Below are 21,467 nucleotides of genomic sequence, written 5' to 3' on the forward strand. Positions count from 1 at the left end.
AGATGAGTAACACTAAATATACAGAAGACGATCTACGTGAAGATCTAGCTAGCCAAAAACAATATGAGTTTGGTTGGACGACTGACATGGAATATGAAGAATTCCCAGTTGGATTGAATGAAGATATCGTACGTGCTATTTCAGCCAAAAAAGAGGAACCTGAGTGGATGACGGAATGGCGTTTAGAAGCCTATCGTGCTTGGGAAAAGATGGAAGAACCAGAATGGGCAAACGTAACTTACGAAAAGCCAGATTTTGATGCAATTACATATTATGCAGCACCGAAACCTAAGAAAGAATTAGCGAGCTTAGATGAGGTTGATCCTGAATTATTAAAAACTTTCGAGAAATTAGGAATCTCTTTAGACGAACAAAAACGTTTATCTGGAGTTGCTATTGATGTAGTTTTTGATTCAGTTTCTGTGAAAACAACTTTCCGCGAAACTTTAGCAGAAAAAGGAATTATTTTCATGTCAATTTCGGAAGCGATTAAAGAGCATCCAGAATTAGTGAAAAAATATATTGGTAAAGTAGTTCCACCAACAGACAACTTTTATGCAGCTTTGAATTCGGCAGTTTTTTCAGACGGATCATTCTGCTATATTCCAAAAGGTGTTCGTTGCCCAATGGAATTATCAACTTATTTCCGTATTAACTCTGCAGGGTCAGGACAATTTGAACGTACTTTATTAATTGCGGACGAAGGTTCTTATGTTTCGTATTTAGAAGGTTGTACTGCTCCAATGCGTGATGAAAACCAATTGCACGCAGCTGTGGTTGAATTAATCGTAATGGATGATGCAGAAATAAAATATTCTACAGTACAAAACTGGTATCCAGGAGATGATAAAGGAAAAGGAGGTGTTTTTAACTTTGTAACAAAACGTGCAATTTGTGAGAAAAATGCAAAAGTATCGTGGACACAAGTCGAAACAGGTTCTGCTGTAACATGGAAATATCCATCTTGTATTTTAAAAGGAGATAATTCAGTTGGTGAGTTTTACTCAATAGCCGTAACAAATAATTTCCAACAAGCAGATACGGGAACAAAAATGATTCATATTGGTAAAAATACTAAATCGACAATTATTTCGAAAGGTATTTCTGCTGGTAAATCTCAAAACTCTTATCGTGGTTTGGTAAAAGTGATGAAGAATGCAGACGGAGCACGTAACTTCTCTCAATGTGATTCTTTGTTAATGGGTAACGAATGTGGAGCACATACTTTCCCTTATATTGAGATAGAAAATAAATCAGCTCAATTAGAACACGAAGCTACAACTTCTAAAATTGGAGAAGATCAATTATTCTATTGTAATCAACGTGGTATTGATACTGAAAAAGCAATTGCATTAATTGTAAATGGATTTAGCCGCGAAGTATTAGACAAATTACCAATGGAATTTGCCGTTGAAGCGAAAAAATTATTAGAAATCTCATTAGAAGGTTCTGTAGGATAGTTTTAGAAACTAGAATTGAGAAGTTAGAAATTAACAATAATAAATAGATATATAGTAGTAGGATTATAAAATCTGACATCTAATATCAAAATCAAGATAATTAAAGAATTATCACATTAACTAATTTACAAATTAGATTATGTTATTAAATATAAAAGACTTACACGCTCGTATTGAAGAGCGCGAAATTTTAAAAGGTTTAAACCTTCAAATTAATCCAGGTGAAGTTCATGCGATTATGGGACCTAACGGAGCTGGAAAATCAACTTTATCTAATGTTATTACAGGTAAAGAAGAATACGAAGTAACTAGTGGTGATATTGAGTTTGAAAATGAATCAATCTTAGAATTAGCACCAGAAGAAAGAGCACAAAAAGGAATTTTTATGTCTTTCCAATATCCAATTGAAATTCCAGGAGTTTCGGTAACAAACTTCATCAAAACTTCTATCAACGAAACGCGTAAAGCACAAGGTTTAGAAGAAATGGGAGCTTCAGAAATGTTGAAATTAATTCGTGAGAAAGCAGATTTATTAGGAATCAAAAAAGATTTCTTATCACGTTCTCTTAACGAAGGTTTTTCGGGAGGAGAGAAAAAACGTAACGAAATTTTTCAAATGTTAATGTTAAACCCAAAATTAGCGATCTTAGATGAAACTGATTCTGGTTTAGATATTGATGCTTTACGTATTGTTGCAGATGGTGTGAATGAATTCAAAAATGAAAACAATGGAGTGTTAGTAATTACACACTACCAACGTTTATTAGACTATATCGTTCCTGACTTTGTACACGTTTTAGCAGACGGAAAAATCATTAAATCTGGTGGTAAAGAATTAGCTTTAGAATTAGAAGCTAAAGGTTACGATTGGGTAAAAGAAGAAGCAGGAATCTAAACATTTTGTAAAATGTAAAATGTATTAAGTCCAAAGTACTTTTTACTTCTTACATAATACATTAATACAATATCTAAAATGATTGATTTAAAAGAAAATTTAGTTTCTCGTCATTTAGTGTTCAACGAAAAAAACAAAGTGAATAAAGGAATCGAAGGTTTACGTCAAGAAGCTATCGAAATCTTTAATCAAAAAGGTTTTCCAACACGTAAAGACGAAGAATGGAAATATACAAATCTTGCTCCTTTGTTGAAGGTGGATTACAAATTATTCCCTGAAGACGAAGTGGCAATTGAGTACAAAGACATTAAGAAATATTTGGTTAATGAAATCGATACTTATACAATCGTATTTATTAACGGTAAATATTCTGCGTTTTTGTCAAACACAACACATGACGAAGCAGATATTTGTGTCTTATCAAGCGCAATGCATAAAACAACTCATCAAGCAGTAATTGAAAATTATTACGGAAAAATTGCAAAAAATGATGATAGTTTAGTTGCGTTAAATACAGCTTTTGCTAAAGATGGAGCTTACATTTATATTCCAAATAATGTAATTTTATCTAAACCAATTCAGATTGTTTATTTTTCGACAGGCGTTGCTCAAGAAGCAATGTATCAACCACGTAATTTGGTTGTAGTTGGAGACAATGCTCAAGTTCAGGTTGTTGAAAGACACCAAACTTTAGACGATAAAGCAAACTTAACAAATGTTGTTACAGAAATAAATGTTGGTCGAAATGCTGAAATTCATTGGTACAAATTTCAGAATGATTCGCATGAAGCTTCTATAATAGATAATACATATATCAACCAGGAAAGAGATTCTCGTGCAAATGTGTTTACATTCGCTTTTGGAGGAAAAATTGTGCGTAACAATTTAAATTTCTCTCAAAATGGAGAAAACTGTAATTCAGTTTTAGACGGAATTACAGTAATCGATGGTAAACAACATGTAGATCATCATACATTTGTAGAACACAATGCACCAAATTGTGAATCGCATGAAATGTACAAAGGAATTTATGATGGAAAAGCACAAGGTGTTTTCAATGGAAAAATCTTTGTACATAAAGAAGCGCAGAAATTAAATGCTTTTCAGCAAAATAATAATGTCTTATTATCAGACGGAGCTTCGATTGATACGAAACCACAATTAGAAATCTTTGCAGACGATGTAAAATGTTCGCACGGATGTACAGTTGGGCAGTTAGAAGAAGAATCATTATTCTACATGCAACAACGTGGTATTCCTAAAAAAGAAGCCAAAGCAATGTTATTATATGCTTTTGCATCAGATGCTTTACAACATGTTGTAATTCCTCAGATTTCAAAGCGTGTAAATACTTTAATTGCAGATAAATTAGGAGTTAGTTTAGATTTCGAATTATAATTGAATGTACGAAAGTATTAAGTCATAAGTATAAAGTTGTAAGTTTACTTACAACTTTTTTTAAACCTAATACATTTTACAAACTACATAATACAACAAAACAATGTCAATAGATATTCAACAAATAAGAAGTCAATTTCCAATTTTAGAAAGAGAAGTCAATGGAAAACCATTGGTTTATTTAGATAATGGAGCAACTTCTCAAAAACCAAAAGTTGTTTTAGATGTTTTAGACGAATATTACGAGAAGTACAATGCAAATGTACACCGAGGAATTCATACATTAAGTCAAGAAGCAACTGATTTGATGGAAGAGTCTCGTCGTAAAATTCAAAAATTTATCAATGCTAAACATGATTACGAAATCATTTTTACGCGTGGAACAACGGAAGGAATTAATTTAGTTTCAAATTCATTACGTAATGTTTTAACGGCTGATGACGAAATTATTATTACCGAAATCGAACATCATTCTAATATTGTTCCGTGGCAATTGTTGTGTCAAAGAACTGGAGCAAAATTGAAATATATTCCGTTAAGCGCAGAAGGAATTTTGGATATTGAAAAATTGGATGATTTATTGACAGATAAAACGAAATTAGTATGTGTTAATCAAGTTTCGAATGCATTAGGAGTTGTCAATCCAATAAAAACGATTATTGAAAAAGCACATGCAAAAGGGGCTTGGGTTCTGATTGATGCAGCGCAATCTGCTCCACATACAATTATAGATGTGCAAGAAATGGATTGTGATTTTTTGGTTTTTTCTGGACATAAAATGTATGGACCAACAGGAATTGGTGTTTTATATGGAAAAGAAGAAATCTTGAACGAATTGCCACCTTTTCATGGAGGAGGAGAGATGATAAAAGATGTAACAATGGAAGTTTCGACTTATGCTTGTTTACCTTTTAAATTCGAAGCTGGAACACCAGATATTGCTGGAATTATTGGACTTGGAGCAGCGGTTGATTTTATCAATTCAATTGGAATGCAAAATATTCACGATTACGAAAAAGAGTTGGTAGATTATACCATTCAACGTTTATCAGAATTTGATGAAGTAGAGATTTATGCTAAAGATGCAGAACATTCTGGAGCAGTTTCTTTCAATTTAAAATTTGATGGCGTTCATTCATCTGATGTCGGAATGATTTTGGACAAAAAAGGAATTGCTGTTCGTACAGGACATCATTGTGCGCAACCAATTATGCATCATTTCAATATTCCGGGAACAGTGCGAGCTTCATTCGCTGTTTACAATACAAAAGAAGAAATAGATACATTTATCGAAGGTTTAAAAACCGCGATAAGAATGTTAGGATAATATATTTTCAATCTTATTTTGAAAACTCATAAAATAATAAAAGGGAAACATTACTGTTTCCCTTTTATTTTAAAAACTAAAGAAGTACAATTTCATCAATTATAATTTCTGTAATCGATTTTTGTTGACCATCTTTATCTTGATAATCTCGGTAAGTCAATTTGCCCTCTATAGCAAGTTGTTTTCCTTTTTCTACGTGTTTTTCGATTACATTTACAATTGATCCGTAAGCAACTAAATTATGCCAAGTTGTTTGCTGAACTTTCTCACCTTTGCTATTTGTGTAGCTTTCGTTTGTTGCTAAACTAAATTTTGCAAACTTCTTTTCGTTTTCTAATGTTTTAACTTCAGGATTGCTACCAACATTCCCAATTAACTGAACTTTGTTTCTTAATGTACTCATGGCGATAAATAATTTAAAATTAATGTATAACCAAATCTAAGAAATTATTTTTAAAATATTCGTTTTTAATCGTTTAAAGTTTTATATAACATACTCTTTGAATAAATTGTCTAATGTTTTATCAAGATTTGTTGTTTTACCTGGATGCGGACGAGAACTTTGTATCGAAGAACTTCTGACAGCTGTTAACCAACGAAATCGTTCTGGTGTTTCGAAATTAGAAATAGCAGATTCAGGATGAATTCCTTCTGCAATTTTAGACAAAGCATTTAAGTTACTATCAATAAAGTTAAGATCCAATTCATGGCAAAAAGCATTAATTCTATTATCATTGATAAAATATTTTACTTTCAAATAATCTTCCTTTTTCGAAAATAAAATTACTCCAACATTGATAAATTCTTCGCGTTCAACTTTCGGAACTAAACGAAGAATTGCATACTCATATAAGATTTTTTCTTGCATTGTTAGCTTCGTTTATAAAAAGTTCGGTATGTTGTAATCGTGTTTTGATAAATGTTTTGTAAACTGTTCTCATTTCATCATGCGTAGCATGTGTAACTTCTGTTTCTAACCATTCATCAGGAATCAAGTCGACAATTTTATCAATGATTTCATCATTCAAAATAGCTTTAAATTCTTTGTCAACTTCTTCAAGTTTTGTTGCATTTTTCAATAAAACATGATCTTTAATTGGCGTAAAAGGAGCAAGTGAAGCTTTTTCCCAATTGTCCCAAGAATGATGAAAATAAAAAGAAGCACCATGATCGATTAACCATAATTCTTTGTGCCACATTAACATATTTGTATTACGAAAAGTTCGATCTACGTTTGTTAAAAAAGCATCCAACCAAACAATTTGAGAAGATAATTTATCATCAATTTTCATTACAGCAGGATCATAATTAATTGCGCCAGATAAATAATGCAACGCTAAATTAGTTCCTTCACTGAATTTCAATAAATCTTGAATTTCTTCATCGGCTTCCGATTGACCAAAATATTCGTCTAAATTTGCAAAAACTAATTCAGGAACTTTAAATCCTAAAACACGAGCAATTTCGCCACCTAATAATTCGGAAATTAGCATGCGTGGTCCATGTCCAGCTCCTTTAAATTTTAAAACATATTTAAAACCGTCATCTGCATCAACCAATGCAGGCAAAGAACCACCTTCGCGCAAAGGTTGTAAATAGCGTTCAACGGTAACTGTTCTTAACTCAATTTCATTCATTGTATAAAATTACGATGAAAAATTTAAAATAATTTTCACATTTATAATTTTTAAATATCAGGAAACTTATAGACTTTTGAATGTTAAGAAAAAATTAAAATAAGTATAGTTGATTAAACTTGTTAAAATAGGAAAATTTGTAATGCGAAAAAGTATATTCATCGCTGGATTAATAGCGGCTTTTACTTTGGTTGTTGCATTGATTATTCAAGTTTTAACATCTTTTTATATTTATAATTACCAAGGAAATATACCTCGAGATTATCGCATTGCAGTTGTTTTTGGTGCAAAAGTGCAAAAAGATGGTTTGCCAACTCGTTTTTTGAAAGATCGATTGGATGCTGCAATTCGACTTTATAAAGAGGATCAAGTTGATGTAATTCTACTTTCGGGTGAAAAAATTCACGAAAGTTTTAATGAAATTGATGTGATGGAAAAATATCTCTTGGATAGAGGTGTTAAAGTTGAAGATACTTATCTTGATGGTGCAGGTTTGGATACTTACAGCACAATTTATAGAACAAAAAATATTTATCAATTTAATAAAGTAATTTTGATTTCTCAATCATATCATCTAAAACGTGCTTTGTTTTTAGGAAAAGTATTTGGCTTGGATTGTATTGGATATAATGCTGATAATGGACCTTATAAAACCGAAAGTAGACATAGTTTTAGAGAAGTGTTGGCAAATATAAAAGCACTATTGGATATTGGGCAAGAGAGAGCGCCTGAAGTAATTATAGAACCAAAAAAGTAAAGAAAGCAATTAAGATTTATCTTTCTATTTATAGATTTTTATTATTCATATAATGTAAAAAACCGATTCTCAGAATCGGTTTTTTTTATAAAATATATTTTCAATTTTATTTTAAACTCCAATCAACGGCAAAAACAGCTTGTAAAGCTGCAGTTTCTGTTCGAAAACGTTGATGTCCAAGGCTAATTCCTTTAAATTGATGTTCTTCAGCAGAAAGAATCTCTTCTCGTGAGAAATCTCCTTCAGGACCAATCATAATTAAAATATGTTGCGGATTCTCCTTTAAAATATTTTGAAATGGAATTCGTTCAATATCAGCTTCGCAATGTGCAATACATTTGGTAAAACCTTCGAAATCTGATTTGATAAAATCATTAAACTTGGTTAAATCATTTACTTTAGGCAAATAAGCTTTTAAAGATTGCTTTGTTGCAGCTTGAACGATTTTTTCTATTCGTTCAATTTTAATGTTTTTTCGTTCCGAATGAAAAGTTTGTAGAAAAGTAATTTCATCAATACCAATTTCTGTTGCTTTTTCTAAGAAAAACTCCAATCTTTCCATGGTTTTGGTTGGAGCAATAGCAACGTGAAGGTAATAGTTTTTCTTTTCGAAATCAGTTTTTAACTCAATGATTTTTCCTTCTACAGCTTTTTTCGAAATAGCATTTATCTCTACTTTTGCTAAGTTTCCTTTACCATCAGTTACGTGAATTAAATCTCCTTCATTTCCTCGCAAAACTTTAGCAAAATGATGGCTTTCTTCTTCATTTAAAATAGCTGTATCGTGCTCTATTTTTCCAAAAAATAATTTCATTAGATATGGTATTTTGCTACAGATTTTGTTGTACTTTCTGTAAATATTTCTTGATCAAATTTTAAACTTCCAACCATTGCAATCATAGCAGCATTGTCAGTTGTATAGGCGAATTTTGGTATGAATGTTTTCCAACCAAATTCAATTTCACCATCTTTTAAACGTTGTCGAATTTCTGAATTTGCAGAAACGCCACCAGCAATTGCAATTTGTTTAATTCCTGTTATTTCAGTAGCTTTTATTACTTTTTCCATCAAAATATTAACAATTGAATGCTGAATTGAAGCACATAAATCATCGATGTTTTCTTCGATAAAATTAGGATTTGCTTTTACTTCTTTTTGAATAAAGTATAAAATTGAAGTTTTGAAACCGCTAAAACTAAAATTTAATCCATCAATTTTTGGTTTGGCAAATTTGAATTTCAACGGATTTCCTACTTTTGATTTTTGATCAATAATAGGTCCAGCAGGATAAGGTAAATTTAAAATTTTTCCTGCTTTATCAAATGCTTCTCCAGCTGCATCATCAATCGTTTCACCCAAAATTTCCATATCAAAATAATTGTTGATTTTAACAATTTGCGTATGTCCACCAGAAACGGTTAAACATAGAAATGGAAAAGTTGGCTTTTCATCATTAGCATCTTCTATAAAATTTGCCAAAATATGAGCTTGCATATGATTAACCTCAATCAATGGAATATTCAATGATTGGCTGAATGATTTTGCAAAACTTCCGCCAACTAAAAGAGAACCCATTAATCCAGGACCACGTGTATAAGCAATTGCTTTAAGTTCTTCTTTGGTAATATTTGCCTGTTTAATGGCTTGATCTACGACGGGAACAATATTTTGTTGATGTGCTCTCGAAGCTAATTCTGGCACTACGCCACCATATATTTCGTGAATTTTTTGATTCGCCACAACATTAGAAATAATTTTGTTTCCTTCAATTATTGCAGCGCCTGTGTCATCACAAGAAGATTCTATGGCTAAAATGTAGTTTTTATCGCTCATAATTCCTTGTAGAATAAAATTTATAACTTATTTTTACCCTGCAAATATCGTAAATTTAAACCATTGAAAATAGTCAGACGAATAGGAAGATTTTTATTGTCGTTGATGATACTTGTTCTAACCTTAGTTTTAACAGTAGCAATTGCAATACAAATCCCTGCAGTACAGACAAAAATAGCCCATTTTGCTTTAGAAAAATTAAATAAATCATTGAATACACAAATTTTTGTAGATTCAGTGGATATTGATTTTTTTGGACGAATATATTTCCATGGCGTGAAAATAAAAGACGACCATAAATATGATTTTATGAAGTCGAAAACCTTGGAAACAAGCATTAATCTTTGGACTCTTTTACCTGGGATTAAAAAAGATCATATTGATTTGAATGAAGTAAAATTGGTTCAGCCAGAAATTCGTGTGATTACATACAAAGGCGATTCTATTTCAAACTTCATCAAATTTGTAAACGGTTTTAGTTCGGATAAACCAAAAGATCCGAAAAAGATTTTTAAGCTTGATGGAAACTTTATTTTAGAAGACGGAAAAGTTTCAATTGTGAATCAAAATTCTGGTAATATTTGGTTAGACTCGAAACAACTGAATATGACCGTGAAAAACTTTCGATTGGTCGATTCTGATATTACAGCCGAACTACAGAATTTTTGTTTTGTTGCAACTAAAAATAAAGAGATTTATAAGGTTCAGAATTTTACAGGAAAAGTTCATTATTCAAATAAAGAAATTCGAATTGGAAATTTAAATTTACGAACAGATACTTCTGTACTCAACGGAAATTTATTGTTGAGTTACGATGAACCTTCTGATATGGGCGAATTTGCTGATAAAGTTCGTTGGGATGTCTTTTTTGATCGTGGTTCTAAAATTAACTTTAAGGAAATTCGTTATTTCACGGATTTATTTGATAAAAATTCATCAGTTGATGTGTATGGAAAAGTAAATGGAACGCTAAATAATCTGACTTTTTCTGATTTCGAATTGAAAGGAGAGGATAATTATGTTGGTGCTTCGCGTTTACAATTACAAGATGTTTTGCATGGTTCTTCGTTAAATTTTTCGAGCAGAAATGCAAAAGTTACCACTTCGTATAAAAGCATTACAAAATTACTTCCGACATTTATTTCGAAAAAAATTCCAGATATTTTGGCACGTTTTGGAAACTTAAACTATCGTGGAGATATTTTATTAAATCCAAACGAAATTCAAGCAAATGGCTATGCTGTTTCTGGGCTTGGTGATGCTGATTTGAATGCGCAAATAAGAAATTATAAAGACGTAAAATCATTAATATACAAAGGAACATTAGATGCTAAAAATTTAAATCTTCGTCAATTAACAAATGCTAAGGATTTAGGTTTTGTGAGTGGAAAATTTAGATTTGATGGAAGAGGAACGGATCTGAAAAATATTAATTTGAATTTGGATGGAACGCTTCGTTATCTAGATTTAATGAACAAACGTTACCAAAATATTACGGTTGATGGTTTAGTTAAAGATTATCAATTTAACGGTTTGTTTGATATCAAAGATCCAAATTTGAATGCACAATTAAATGGAAAAATAAACTTTAGTGGAAAGCCTTACGATTTTGATTTTACTTCGAATATTCGTCAAATAAATCTAGACTTTCTTGGACTTACTAAAGATTTGAATGCAGTTGTTCGTGGAGATGTTGAAGGGAATTTTAAACTGACAAATCTAAACGATTTAAGAGGAAACATTGATGTGAAAAATCTTTACTTCCGTTCTAAAAAAGATACAGTAGAATTGGCTCATATCATTCTGAATTCAGAAATTAATAATTCTCGTAAAATCATAACGTTAGATGTTCCTCAATATATGCGTGCAACGATTGATGGAAAATTCAATATCACAGAAGTTGTTGATGTAATGAATAATTCTCTTGTTGATTTGGTGCCATCTTTCCGCTTTAAAAAAGTGTCTCCAAACCAAGCTTTTTCGCTTGATGTTTATGTACAAGAAAATCTTTTAAAATATATTGATCCATCAATTATGATAGAACCAGATACGCATGTAAAAGGTTATATAGATGGAACCAAAAATCAGTTAGAAGCAGCCTTGGAAACTCCAGGGATAAAATATGCTGGGATTCAGTTATTTCAATCAAATGTGAATTTGAATACAATTTCAGAATTGCCAACATTGAATGCCAAGATTGATAGTTTGAAAGTAAGTGGTGTTACAATTAATACAATTAATGTTAATTCAGTTCCAAAGAATGATACGATGATTGTGAAGACAGATTTTAACATTGGTCGAAAAAGTCCAATTTTATTCAATCTGAATCTTTTTCATACAGTTCAAAATAAAAATGATTTGATTTTCGGATTTTCACCTTCAACTATTCAAATCGATTCAACGCAATGGACAATCAATCATTTGAATGATGCAAATTCTAATCGTTTTATTTTTAATCGAATCAATAAATCATTGAAAGTAGAAGATTTATCATTAGAATCTGATGAACAATATTTAAAAGTAAGTGGTTTATTTAATAACAACGTCGATTACAATTTTAATGCCGATTTTAAGGATTTGCATTTAGAAAAAATTATACCTAAAACATTATTAAATAATTTAAAAATAGAAGGTATAGCAAATGGTAAAGTTGATGTTATTAGAACAAAAGAAAAGTTAGAACCAACGCTTGAAGCTAAAATTGATCAGTTAGGATTAAATGATTATGAACTTGGTAATTTGACTTTGCAAGGAGGTTATAATGTTTCGGATAAACAATTTAATTTTGAAGCAGGTTTACAAAAAGAACAAATCCAATCATTGGTTGCTTATGGAAATATCATCAATAAACCAACTGGTCCTGAAGTTGATGTTGATGCCAATTTTGATGAATTTCATATCGACTTCTTAGAAGGATTCTTAAAATCGGTTTTTTCTAATATGCGTGGATCTTTATCAGGAGATTTAAAAATTACTGGTCCAGTTGATTTGCCTAATCTTAATGGGAATATGATTGCAAAAGACCTTGGATTAAAGGTTAATTTCTTAGGAACAGATTATTTGTTTGAAGGAGAAAATCAGTTATTCGTTGCGAAACAAGGAGCAGGCCAAGGAAGTATTATTTTGAATGATATAGCATTTAAAGATACATCCTTCAATACAAAGGGAAAAGTTGATGGAGCAATACTTTTTAGAAGCTTAAGTAAATGGGGTCTCAACTTAGATTTTGATACCGATAATTTATTGGTAATGAATACGACAATTAAAGACAATGAATTGTTTTATGGAAAAGTCTTTGCGAAAGGAAATGTAACCATGTTTGGTGCTGTAGAAGAATTAGAAATAGCAGGAGATGCAACCGTTGTTGGAAATTCAGAATTAACAATTAATACTGGTAGTACAACCATAGAATCTGAAAATAATTTGGTTCGATTTGTTCCAAATCAACATTTAGATGAAAAAGAATTGAAGGATAAAATAAGTACGCCAAAAGGAATGTCTATTAATGTTAATATCAATGCATATCCTAATTCAATGGTGAATTTAATTTTTGATGCTGCTACAAATGATAAAGCAACAGCTCGTGGAACGGCAGAAAATCTTAGATTCTTAATGAATAAATCTGGACTTAGTATTACGGGAGTATATAATATAGAAAGTGGAACATATGAATTCCGACAATTTCCTTTAATTCCGAAAGACTTTAAGATAAGAAAAGGATCTTCAGTTCAATTTGCAGGAAATCCACTTGATGCAACACTTAACATTACAGCAGAATATCAACGTTCGGTTTCTAATGTTGGTGATTATTTAGGAGTTGGCTATTCACAAATTTATGATGCGATTCTATCGATTAATATTTCAGAAACATTGAAAAAACCAATCATTGATTTTGGATTAACTATTCCAAATGCAGGATCAGATATCAATTCACAATTACAATCAAAATTCCGTTCCAATACAGAAGAACAAATGCTTCAGTTCAGTTATATTTTATTAACAGGAAAATTCGGAGATGCTTCTGCTGTTCAATCCGGAGTTACAAGTACTGCTGCAGATATAGGTTTGTCAACAATTGCTGGAATGTTATCTTCAATTGCCAATAATGTAGATATACAAATGGAATATGTAGGAGGAAGTGTGCAATCTGATACAAACGATAAAATTAGAACATCTGTTTCATACCGTGTCAATAATCGATTAAGTTTAAGAGGATCTTATGGAATTGCTGTGACAAATAACCGTAGTGTACAAGAAAATTTTGATGGAAACTTCGATATTACATACGATATTTCTAAATTAAATAATGGTGCATTATTATTAAGAGCATTTACAAAACCTACAAGTTTTGGATTGTTACCAGGAATGGAAAATAATTTGAATCAAAGTTTTGGAGTTGGAATTCAATACAACAAAAACTTTGATACATTCCGAGGTTTCCTTGGTCTAGATGATAGCAAAAAGAAATCAAAAAAGAAAACTGCAGAAGAAGCACAAGAAAAGTTTGATTCAATTGCGCTACCTAAATTCCAAAAAGTTGAGGAAAGAAAAGAAGAAAAAAGAATAGATACGATTCGTCAAAATAACAAAGATTCTATAAAAGTTACTTATCAAAAATCACTTCAGCCTAAAGTACAACCTAAGCGTCGAGGTTTAGTCAAGATTAAATAAATAAAAAAGAGTTTATTGTGGTTAGACAATAAACTCGCGCAAACAAACAAAAGTGATTAGTTCTTTCTTTTTTGAACTATTATTACAACAAAAATAAAATATTAAATAAATCATTAAAAAATATTTTGACGTTTGTTTGTTTTATTTATAAATTTGCTAAAAATTAATTCGATTTTTTATTAAAATAACAATAATAATCAAAAATTAGGAAAATGAATTACATAATTGATGATGTAGATAAGAAAATTTTGATGTATTTAATTGATAATACAAGAATGCCATTTACAGAAATAGCAAAAAAAATGAATGTTTCTGCTGGTACTATTCATGTTCGCGTCAAAAAATTAGAGGAAGCGGGGATCATCAAAGGAACAACATTAATTACCGATTATGATAAAATGGGTTATCAATTTGTTGCCTATGTAGGATTATTACTTACCAAAACAAATAAAACTCAAAAAGTTATAGACGAATTATATAAAATTCCTAATGTAACTGTAGTGCATGTAGTTTCAGGAAAGTACAATATTTTCTGTAAAATTCGTGCAAAAGATACTGCAGATGCAAAGGAAGTTATTTATAAAATTGACCAGATAGATGATGTATTGAGAACAGAATCTATGATATCATTAGAAGAATCATTTAATGATAAGAATAGATTGATGCACTCAATTTTTCACTAAGAAAATTTCAACTTTTTAAACCATCCCACAAAATGACAGACGAAGAAAAGGAAAAGTTTTTTCAGGTCGCTCTCTGTTCAAGTCTCGTACTTTTCGGGTTTGATGGAGAAGATCTTAAAATATTAGTTTATAAAAAACTAAGTGATCCTTTTAAAGGAGCTTTAGTTTTGCCAGGTAAATATATCGCACCAACTGTAAGCAATGATCAAGCAATTCACGAATTATTGATCGAAAAAATTGCGTATGACGAGCATCAAACCTATATAGAGCAGTTAAAAGCTTTCACAAAAGTTTTTCGTAATCCATTAGGACGAGTTGTGAATGTAGCGTATTATGCTTTGGTAAAATTAACACCTCAAATTGAAGAAAAAGTTAAAGCACACGGAGGAGAATGGTTTCCTTATGATCGTGTTCCCGATTTAGCTTTTGATCATAATGAGATTATAAAATATGCAAAAGAACGCGTCAAACGCCGTGTTAAACGTCGTCCTGTAGGATTTAATCTTTTAGGAGACGAGTTTACGATTGCAGAATTGCAAAGTTTATATGAAAAAGCGTTGAACAGAGAATTGGATAAACGTAACTTTAGAAAGAAAATTTTTAATTCAAACTTAATCATAGAAACCGGTAATACAACAGATCCTAAACAACATCGTAAAGTATCTAAATTATATCGTTTTGATGAAGAGAAATATGAAAAATTAAGTTTGAAAGGATATGATTTCTTATTTTAAAAAATTAAGTTATGAAAGATCAAAAAATAGATACCGATAAAGAACGTGATGACATATTTGACACAAAGGTTTTAATGTCAGATCAAACAAAAAGTAAAGATTTGGAGCACAAAGGAAATAAAAAATCCTTTTTATTCAAATCAATGATATTTATAATGGTTTTTTTGATTTTGAGTATTATTTATCGCGGATATCAGTTATTTGTAACAAATGATTATTTGTTCAGACAAATGCTAAATGATGATGCGCCTGAAATGCCAAAATGGTATCCAATTGTTACAATTATATTAGGAGTAATTGCTTTAACAGGAATTTTCTTTGTTAATGCTTACAAAAAGATCGGAGTATATATGGTTGTTATTTCATTATTTGCGTCAGCAGTTATACAACCCGAATTTATGGCCGATGGAACATTATTTACAATGTTTTCGTTGTTTGTGTTTATAGGCTACGGTTTAGCAATTATTTATCCTTATTGGTATAGATTCAAATAAATAAAACTAAAAAAACGTAAAATAAAGAGGTTACATTATTATGTAATCTCTTTTTTATTGTGAATTTTTTATTAAAAATGTTCATATTGAATATTTTAAGCCCTTTTATTTTTCAAATTCATAAAATTTGTATAAAAACAAAGTGAATATTTGAATTAACGATTATATTTGTCTTGTGTGGAAAAATGTAAATTAAAAGTACAGAATGGATTGTATTTCAGTATTTGATATGCTCAAAATTGGCGTAGGCCCTTCAAGTTCTCATACTTTAGGTCCTTGGCGTGCTGCAGAAGCTTTCTTGAAAGAATTAGAAGCTGCATCTATTTTTGATAAAATTACTCGAGTTCGTGTAGATTTATACGGTTCTTTATCTTTAACAGGAAAAGGACATGCTACAGATTATGCAGTAATGTTAGGACTAAGTGGAGCTGATCCTGAGTATATTCCTATTGATGATATTTCAACTATTATCAATGCGATAAATACGGAGAAAAAATTAAATTTCGGAAACAGATTTTTAATTGAATTTGATCCTAAAACAGATATCATTTTCAATAGAGAATTTTTAGATTTTCATGCAAATGGAATGATGTTTACTGCTTTTTATGAAGACAAAGAATTTTCTTCAACATTTTTTTCAATAGGAGGAGGGTTCATTACAAAAGAAGACGATAACACCACAAATACAGATGTTACTTGCGATTTTCCATATCAATTTAATACATCTGCAGAATTATTAGATTTTTGTACAAAAGAAAATAAATCTATTTCTGAAATTATGTTCGAAAATGAAAAAACTCTTCGAACAGAAGATGAAATTGATCACGAATTAATGCGTATTTGGAATACAATGTTAGAATGTATGTACATTGGTTGTCATACAGAAGGTACATTGCCAGGAGGATTAAATGTAAAACGTCGTGCTTTTGCTATGAATAAGAATTTGGTCGGATCAATACCTTATTCTAATCCAGAAGAATGGATTACATCAATCCGAAAAACCAAGGTCTATTTTCGTCAAATTCTAAAATGGGTAAGTTGTTTCGCCTTAGCTGTAAATGAAGTAAATGCTTCTTTGGGTAGAGTTGTAACAGCACCAACAAACGGAAGTGCGGGAGTTATACCAGCAATTTTAATGTATTATTTGGTTATCGAAAATCACAAAGCAGGTCCAAAAGAAATTAAACAATTCTTAACTACAGCAGGAGTAATTGGTTCTATTTTTAAAAAAGGAGCAACTATTTCAGCCGCAATGGGAGGTTGTCAAGCAGAGATTGGTGTTTCTTCAGCTATGGCTGCAGGAGCTTTGTGCGAATTAATGGGAGGAACTCCAGCACAAGTTACTATTGCAGCAGAAATAGCAATGGAGCATCATTTAGGTTTAACATGCGATCCGATTGGAGGTTTAGTACAAATTCCTTGTATAGAGCGAAACACAATGGGAGCGATTAAAGCGATAAATGCAGCCGAATTAGCATTAGACACAGATCCGTTAAATGTAAAAGTTCCGTTAGATAAAGTAGTAAATACAATGTGGGAAACTGCAAAAGATATGAATAATAAATACAAAGAAACTTCCGAAGGAGGTTTGGCAATTGCTGTAAATATTGCAGATTGCTAGTAATGTATTTATTATCAATGTGAAAAACATTATATGTGTTAATTGTAAGGATTATGAATGTGTGTTGTGTATTTCAAAAATAATCCTTACCTTTGCACAGCCTTTTAGAGTTAAGGTACGGATGTTAAAGAATATTCATTTAGGGATTTTTTAGGCTGCTCAGCCATTTAATTTTATTCTTTCATATCTGTTGGTTAAATAATTTAAAATAAAACCGTGATATGAAATATAAATGAATTTCATTATCTCGGTATCGTATCTAACATGATTACATTCAAAGAATTAGGACTTCAAGAAGAGATCCTAACTGCAATTGAGAAAATGGGCTTCGTTAACCCTTCTCCAATTCAAGAAAAAGCTATTCCTCAAATCCTTTCATCAGATCAAGATGTTATTGCATTGGCGCAAACAGGAACAGGAAAAACTGCAGCATTTGGACTTCCGGTTTTAAATCAATTAGACAATAATTCAAAATCAGTACAAGCAATTATTTTGTGCCCTACTCGTGAATTATGTTTACAAATTGCTAAAGAATTAGAATCTTTTTCTGCAGATATGCGTGGAGTACGTGTACAGGCAGTTTACGGTGGTGCTGACATCGTTAAACAAATTAGAGGATTAAAAGATAATCCACAAATCGTTGTAGGAACACCAGGTCGTACAATGGATTTAATAAAACGTGGTGCATTAAAAATTAATGACATTACATGGACAGTTTTAGATGAAGCAGATGAAATGCTGAACATGGGATTCCGTGACGAAATTGATTCTATTTTAGAAACTACTCCAGAAGAGAAACAAACTTTATTATTCTCAGCTACAATGCCTTCAGAGGTTCGTCGTATCGCTTCAGAATATATGCACAATCCAGTTGAGATTGCTGTAAGTAAAGTAAATACTGCATCAAAAAATATCGAACATCACGTTTATTTAGTACGTTCTTCTGATCGTTACTTAGCTTTAAAACGTTTGGCCGATTATTACCCAAATATTTATGGTATCGTTTTCTGTAGAACTCGCCGTGAAGCGAAAGATATTGCAGATAAATTGATGCAAGATGGTTACAATGCTGATGCATTACACGGAGATTTATCACAATCACAACGTGATCACGTGATGGAAAAATTCCGTAACCAAAATATTCAAATCCTTGTTGCAACAGACGTTGCTGCTCGTGGTATCGACGTAAATGAGTTAACACATGTTATCAACTTCAATTTACCAGATGATCCAGAAGTTTATGTTCACCGTTCAGGAAGAACAGGACGTGCAGGTAACAAAGGGATTTCTATTATTATTTCAGGAGGACGTGAAGCTCGTAAAATTAGAGATTTAGAAAAATTAATCGCTTCTAAAATTGAGCCGAAAAATGTTCCAACTGGAGCAGAAATCTGTGAAAAACGTTTAATTTCTTTAATTGACAAAATCGAAAATATTGATGTTGATGAAGAATTAATTGAACCTTACATGGAAACTGTAAACGAAAAATTGGCAAACTTAGATCGTGACGATTTATTGAAACGTTTCATGACAGTTGAGTTCAATTCTTTCTTAGAATATTATAAAAACACCAAAGATATTTCATCTGAAGGAGAACGTGGTGATAGAGGAGATCGTTCTTCTAATCGTCGCGGAGGAAGAGATTTCTCTCGTTTCTTCATCAATATTGGGCAAAAACATAACTTACGTGTTCCGAATTTAATTGGTTTAATCAATGAACAAACGCGTAACCGTAATATCGAAATAGGAAAAATTGAAATTTTACGTAATTTCTCTTTCTTCGAAGTTGATACTCAGTTTGAATCATTAGTACTTGAGTCTTTCAAAAATGCTCAACGTGATGGTGTTGATTTAGATGTTCAAATCTCAAAACCAGAACCAAGACGTGGTGATGGAGAACGTCGTGGAGGAGATCGCCGTCGTAATGGAGGAGATTCTCGTGGACGTGGTTATAACAGCCGTAGAGATAATGATCGCGAAAGAAGTGGTGGTTATCGCGGTGGAGATCGTGACAAAGGAGGATATCGTGGTGGAGACCGTGATCGTGATAGCCGTGACACTAGAGGCGGAGATCGTGGTGGTTACCGTGGTGGAGACCGTAACAGAACAGGAAATTCAAGAAGAGGTAGAGATTAATCTGCTTCTACTTAATAGAAATAAAAAGGATGATTTAATTAAATCATCCTTTTTTTATTACTGAAAATTTATGTTTGAATAAATAAATTTTTATATTTATTTAAAACACAAATAAATGACAGTACAAGAATTATTTAACTCTATTCGATCATCCATCGAAGAAGAAGACTATGAACGATTAAAAGCAATTAAAATTTTCAAGCCAGAAAAGTTTAATTGGGTAAGAGATATTTTCGAACCTTATAATGTAAATCAACTCGGTAAGCAGAAAGGGTTAATTTGCAAGTACAATAATGAAAGAGAAGATTATACTTTTCAAGATTTAGCCGATAAATACAATCAATTCTTAAACTATTTAAGAAGCAAAGGAATTGTACAAGGAGATAAAATGTTTTCTCAAGTTCCATTATTACCAATTACTTGGATAGGTTATTTAGCTGCTATTAAAGGAGGTTTAATTGTTATTCCAGCAGCCACAACTTTAGAAGTGAGAGATCTTACATTTAGATTCGAATCTTCTTTTCCAGAAGTTGTTTTGGCAGATCAAGCGAATGCATCAAAAATAGATGAAGCAGAGGCAAAGTTTGATAAAAAAATTACAATAAAACTAATCACAGAAGGAGAAAGAAAAGGGTGGATTAGCATTAATGAATTATGGAATGAGTCTATTGAAGCAGAAGCAGCAGATACAAAACCAGATGATGATTTATTTTACTTCTTTACTTCAGGTACAACAGGAATGCCGAAAGTCGTTGTGCATACACATTACACATATCCATTAGGAGGTTTTACAACTGCATCTTGGGTTGGAATGAAAAAAGGCGATTTACATTACAATATTTCTCAACCAGGCTGGGCAAAATTCTTTTGGAGTAGTTTCTTTGCTCCATGGAATATGGGCGCTACAATTTTGGGTTATCATGCAGATAAATTTGTGCCAAAAGAACAATTACAAACCATTCAAGATTTAGAAGTAACAACTTTTTGTGCTCCTCCGACAGCTTTTCGTGTATTAATCCTGGAGGATTTGAAAAGCTATCAGTTCAAACTTCGACAATGTGTTGCTGCAGGAGAACCTTTGAATCCAGAAATTATTGATGTTTGGAAAGAAGGAACAGGAATTACGATTCGCGATGGATATGGACAATCAGAGTCTACAGCAATGATCGTAAATTTACCCAATGAGATTATAAAGTATGGTTCAATGGGAAAACCTACTTTTTTGTACGATATTGTAATTGCAGATGAAAATGGGAATTTTGTTCAAGATTGTGAAGAAGGAAATATTTGTGTAGTACATAATGAAGAGACGATTAATGGCATTTTTAAAACCTATTTGATTCAAAAAGATAAAATAGCAACAGTTTTTAAACATGGTTTATATTATACAGGTGACAAAGCCTATAAAGATGAAGATGGATATATTTGGTTTGTTGGACGTGATGATGATGTGATAAAAGCGTCTGATTTTCGAGTTGGACCTTTTGAGGTTGAAAGTGCTTTATTAGAACACGATGCAATTATGGAAGCTGCTGTTGTTGCGAGTCCTCATGATTTACGGAATAATGCTATAAAAGCTTTTGTTATTTTAAAACCAGGTTATGAGATGTCTGAAGAATTAGCACAAGATATCTTTAGATATACAGAAAAACATTTGGCGCGTTATAAGATTCCACGTATAATACAATTTGTAGAAAGTTTACCAAAAACAATTTCTGGAAAAATCCGTCGTGTAGAACTGCGCAATCAAGAAGCAATTGACAAAAAGAATAAAACAATATTATCTAATGAATATTTTTATGAAAAATATTAGATGAGTTT

Annotated in this window: 17 protein-coding genes; 12 read left to right on the forward strand and 5 right to left on the reverse strand. The window is 31.5% G+C overall.

The genetic code is table 11. The features are described 5' to 3' along the window. Nucleotides 1–2: 2 nt before the first annotated feature. From sufB to ACMHJW_RS11150, 4 genes are all read left to right on the forward strand, one after another. Nucleotides 3–1,460 (forward strand): Fe-S cluster assembly protein SufB, encoded by a 1,458-nt coding sequence (gene sufB / locus ACMHJW_RS11135; RefSeq protein WP_413533490.1) that lies wholly within the window; start codon nt 3–5, stop codon nt 1,458–1,460. A 139-nt stretch (nt 1,461–1,599) separates the two neighbouring features. Beyond that, nucleotides 1,600–2,355 (forward strand): Fe-S cluster assembly ATPase SufC, encoded by a 756-nt coding sequence (gene sufC / locus ACMHJW_RS11140; protein ID WP_413533491.1) that lies wholly within the window; start codon nt 1,600–1,602, stop codon nt 2,353–2,355. A 78-nt stretch (nt 2,356–2,433) separates the two neighbouring features. Continuing rightward, nucleotides 2,434–3,753, forward strand: coding sequence for a Fe-S cluster assembly protein SufD (gene sufD, locus ACMHJW_RS11145; RefSeq protein WP_413533492.1), 1,320 nt, complete (start codon nt 2,434–2,436; stop codon nt 3,751–3,753). A 103-nt stretch (nt 3,754–3,856) separates the two neighbouring features. Continuing rightward, nucleotides 3,857–5,080, forward strand: a complete 1,224-nt coding sequence (locus tag ACMHJW_RS11150) for an aminotransferase class V-fold PLP-dependent enzyme (protein ID WP_413533493.1) — start codon at nt 3,857–3,859, stop codon at nt 5,078–5,080. A gap of 76 nt (nt 5,081–5,156) precedes the next feature. Here ACMHJW_RS11150 and ACMHJW_RS11155 read toward each other — a convergent pair whose 3' ends face one another. The 3 genes from ACMHJW_RS11155 to ACMHJW_RS11165 all read right to left on the reverse strand — a co-directional run bounded on the left by ACMHJW_RS11155 (nt 5,157) and on the right by ACMHJW_RS11165 (nt 6,717). After that, nucleotides 5,157–5,483 (reverse strand): single-stranded DNA-binding protein, encoded by a 327-nt coding sequence (locus ACMHJW_RS11155; RefSeq protein WP_413533494.1) that lies wholly within the window; start codon nt 5,481–5,483, stop codon nt 5,157–5,159. A gap of 81 nt (nt 5,484–5,564) precedes the next feature. Further along, nucleotides 5,565–5,948: a DUF3037 domain-containing protein gene (locus ACMHJW_RS11160; RefSeq protein ID WP_413533495.1), complete on the reverse strand. Its 384-nt coding sequence runs from the start codon at nt 5,946–5,948 to the stop codon at nt 5,565–5,567. Beyond that, a complete protein-coding gene (locus ACMHJW_RS11165; RefSeq protein ID WP_413533496.1) occupies nt 5,926–6,717 on the reverse strand; it encodes a HipA family kinase in 792 nt (263 codons plus the stop codon). The genes ACMHJW_RS11160 and ACMHJW_RS11165 overlap by 23 nt, the downstream gene beginning before the upstream one ends. Before the next feature lie 142 nt (nt 6,718–6,859). Here ACMHJW_RS11165 and ACMHJW_RS11170 point away from each other — a divergent pair, with 142 nt between their 5' ends. Then, nucleotides 6,860–7,474 (forward strand): vancomycin high temperature exclusion protein, encoded by a 615-nt coding sequence (locus tag ACMHJW_RS11170; RefSeq protein WP_413533497.1) that lies wholly within the window; start codon nt 6,860–6,862, stop codon nt 7,472–7,474. A gap of 106 nt (nt 7,475–7,580) precedes the next feature. On the opposite strand, the gene ACMHJW_RS11175 is transcribed toward ACMHJW_RS11170, so the two are convergent. Continuing rightward, complete coding sequence (locus tag ACMHJW_RS11175; protein ID WP_413533498.1) at nt 7,581–8,288, reverse strand: RsmE family RNA methyltransferase; 708 nt, start codon at nt 8,286–8,288, stop codon at nt 7,581–7,583. Then, nucleotides 8,288–9,307: a tRNA (adenosine(37)-N6)-threonylcarbamoyltransferase complex transferase subunit TsaD gene (gene tsaD, locus ACMHJW_RS11180; protein ID WP_413533499.1), complete on the reverse strand. Its 1,020-nt coding sequence runs from the start codon at nt 9,305–9,307 to the stop codon at nt 8,288–8,290. Before tsaD ends, ACMHJW_RS11175 begins: the two co-directional genes overlap by 1 nt. 63 nt (nt 9,308–9,370) lie before the next feature. Between tsaD and ACMHJW_RS11185 the strand changes: the two genes are divergently transcribed. The 7 genes from ACMHJW_RS11185 to ACMHJW_RS11215 all read left to right on the forward strand — a co-directional run bounded on the left by ACMHJW_RS11185 (nt 9,371) and on the right by ACMHJW_RS11215 (nt 21,459). Beyond that, nucleotides 9,371–13,978: a translocation/assembly module TamB domain-containing protein gene (locus ACMHJW_RS11185; RefSeq protein ID WP_413533500.1), complete on the forward strand. Its 4,608-nt coding sequence runs from the start codon at nt 9,371–9,373 to the stop codon at nt 13,976–13,978. 212 nt (nt 13,979–14,190) lie between these two features. Next, nucleotides 14,191–14,661 carry an Lrp/AsnC family transcriptional regulator gene (locus tag ACMHJW_RS11190; protein WP_413533501.1) on the forward strand — a complete coding sequence of 157 codons (471 nt, stop codon included), beginning with the start codon at nt 14,191–14,193 and terminating at the stop codon, nt 14,659–14,661. A gap of 32 nt (nt 14,662–14,693) precedes the next feature. Then, complete coding sequence (locus ACMHJW_RS11195; RefSeq protein WP_413533502.1) at nt 14,694–15,395, forward strand: NUDIX hydrolase; 702 nt, start codon at nt 14,694–14,696, stop codon at nt 15,393–15,395. Between the two features lie 11 nt (nt 15,396–15,406). Continuing rightward, nucleotides 15,407–15,889, forward strand: coding sequence for a hypothetical protein (locus tag ACMHJW_RS11200; RefSeq protein ID WP_413533503.1), 483 nt, complete (start codon nt 15,407–15,409; stop codon nt 15,887–15,889). A gap of 205 nt (nt 15,890–16,094) precedes the next feature. Next, nucleotides 16,095–17,510, forward strand: a complete 1,416-nt coding sequence (locus tag ACMHJW_RS11205; RefSeq protein WP_413533504.1) for an L-serine ammonia-lyase — start codon at nt 16,095–16,097, stop codon at nt 17,508–17,510. Between the two features lie 264 nt (nt 17,511–17,774). After that, nucleotides 17,775–19,646, forward strand: coding sequence for a DEAD/DEAH box helicase (locus ACMHJW_RS11210; RefSeq protein WP_413533505.1), 1,872 nt, complete (start codon nt 17,775–17,777; stop codon nt 19,644–19,646). 115 nt (nt 19,647–19,761) lie between these two features. Beyond that, nucleotides 19,762–21,459, forward strand: a complete 1,698-nt coding sequence (locus ACMHJW_RS11215) for an AMP-binding protein (RefSeq protein ID WP_413533506.1) — start codon at nt 19,762–19,764, stop codon at nt 21,457–21,459. The last annotated feature ends 8 nt before the right edge of the window (nt 21,460–21,467 follow it).

Origin of the sequence: Empedobacter brevis, assembly GCF_965118635.1 — a bacterium.
In the GTDB taxonomy this organism is placed as follows: domain Bacteria; phylum Bacteroidota; class Bacteroidia; order Flavobacteriales; family Weeksellaceae; genus Empedobacter; species Empedobacter brevis_A.

Bases quoted from the DNA above. Each gene is read 5' to 3' on its own strand.
- sufB (WP_413533490.1), top strand. From the start codon at position 3: ATGAGTAACACTAAATATACAGAAGACGATCTACGTGAAGATCTAGCT.
- sufC (WP_413533491.1), top strand. From the start codon at position 1,600: ATGTTATTAAATATAAAAGACTTACACGCTCGTATTGAAGAGCGCGAA.
- sufD (WP_413533492.1), top strand. From the start codon at position 2,434: ATGATTGATTTAAAAGAAAATTTAGTTTCTCGTCATTTAGTGTTCAAC.
- ACMHJW_RS11150 (WP_413533493.1), top strand. From the start codon at position 3,857: ATGTCAATAGATATTCAACAAATAAGAAGTCAATTTCCAATTTTAGAA.
- ACMHJW_RS11155 (WP_413533494.1), bottom strand. From the start codon at position 5,483: ATGAGTACATTAAGAAACAAAGTTCAGTTAATTGGGAATGTTGGTAGC.
- ACMHJW_RS11160 (WP_413533495.1), bottom strand. From the start codon at position 5,948: ATGCAAGAAAAAATCTTATATGAGTATGCAATTCTTCGTTTAGTTCCG.
- ACMHJW_RS11165 (WP_413533496.1), bottom strand. From the start codon at position 6,717: ATGAATGAAATTGAGTTAAGAACAGTTACCGTTGAACGCTATTTACAA.
- ACMHJW_RS11170 (WP_413533497.1), top strand. From the start codon at position 6,860: ATGCGAAAAAGTATATTCATCGCTGGATTAATAGCGGCTTTTACTTTG.
- ACMHJW_RS11175 (WP_413533498.1), bottom strand. From the start codon at position 8,288: ATGAAATTATTTTTTGGAAAAATAGAGCACGATACAGCTATTTTAAAT.
- tsaD (WP_413533499.1), bottom strand. From the start codon at position 9,307: ATGAGCGATAAAAACTACATTTTAGCCATAGAATCTTCTTGTGATGAC.
- ACMHJW_RS11190 (WP_413533501.1), top strand. From the start codon at position 14,191: ATGAATTACATAATTGATGATGTAGATAAGAAAATTTTGATGTATTTA.
- ACMHJW_RS11195 (WP_413533502.1), top strand. From the start codon at position 14,694: ATGACAGACGAAGAAAAGGAAAAGTTTTTTCAGGTCGCTCTCTGTTCA.
- ACMHJW_RS11200 (WP_413533503.1), top strand. From the start codon at position 15,407: ATGAAAGATCAAAAAATAGATACCGATAAAGAACGTGATGACATATTT.
- ACMHJW_RS11205 (WP_413533504.1), top strand. From the start codon at position 16,095: ATGGATTGTATTTCAGTATTTGATATGCTCAAAATTGGCGTAGGCCCT.
- ACMHJW_RS11210 (WP_413533505.1), top strand. From the start codon at position 17,775: ATGATTACATTCAAAGAATTAGGACTTCAAGAAGAGATCCTAACTGCA.
- ACMHJW_RS11215 (WP_413533506.1), top strand. From the start codon at position 19,762: ATGACAGTACAAGAATTATTTAACTCTATTCGATCATCCATCGAAGAA.